Origin of the sequence: Cupriavidus sp. CuC1 (genome assembly GCF_044627735.1) — a bacterium.
GTDB lineage: Bacteria > Pseudomonadota > Gammaproteobacteria > Burkholderiales > Burkholderiaceae > Cupriavidus > Cupriavidus ulmosensis.
In genome coordinates, this window is sequence record NZ_JBIUHC010000416.1 from 1 (window position 1) to 738 (window position 738).

Genomic DNA, 738 nt, shown 5'->3' on the forward strand with positions numbered 1-738 from the left:
CGCGCGCGTTCCCCACGTTCAAGTCGATGCTGATGTTGCGCTTGCCGCTGTTCTGCTGGGCGTAGTAGCCCGACATGCCGTCCTGGTTCGGGTACGCGGCGCGCGACACGTCTGGACGTGGCGGCTCGATCTTGATCACGTCCGCGCCGAGATCGGCGAGCGTGCGTGCACAGAGCGGTCCGGCCAACACCCGCGAGAAGTCAACGACCTTGAGTCCGTCTAGTGGTCCAGTCATGTCAGTTCCCTTCGAATTCTGCCGTGCCGGGGCCAGTCTTGCCGAAGGCTTCGAGCCCCCGCTTGAGGTCCTGCGACGCCCAGATCGGCTTTTGCAGTTCGAACATCGCTTCGTCGGCGGCGTTCAGGCCTTCGTCGAGCGCGACGCGCACAAGCTGCTTCGTAGCGCCATGCGCAACGGTCGGGCCGGCGGCCAGTTCCTGAGCGACCGACAGCGCAACCTCGTCGAGTTTGTCGTCGGGCACCACCAGGTTGATCAGGCCCCAGCGTTCAAGCGTTGCCGCGTCATAGCGACGGCCGAGCATCGACATCTCCTTTGCGCGGGCCGGTCCCGCCCGCACCACCTGACGCTGGATACCGCCAAGCAACGGATGCAGGCCGAGCGCGACCTCGACCGAACCTATCTTGGCTGATTCGGCGACCACGCTGTAGTCGCAAGCGAGCACCACTTCGAAGCCGCCACCGAGGCAGGTGCCATTGACGGCTGCGACGATCGGAACTGGC

2 protein-coding genes are annotated in these 738 nt (G+C 65.2%); both read right to left on the reverse strand.

The window, feature by feature from the left end; genetic code table 11:
- Window positions 1–235 (reverse strand): CoA transferase (locus tag ACGLHR_RS51980; RefSeq protein WP_400103961.1); only part of this gene is annotated, 235 nt, incomplete at its 3' end.
- Between the two features lies 1 nt (window position 236).
- Window positions 237–738 (reverse strand): enoyl-CoA hydratase/isomerase family protein (locus tag ACGLHR_RS51985; protein ID WP_400103963.1); only part of this gene is annotated, 502 nt, incomplete at its 5' end.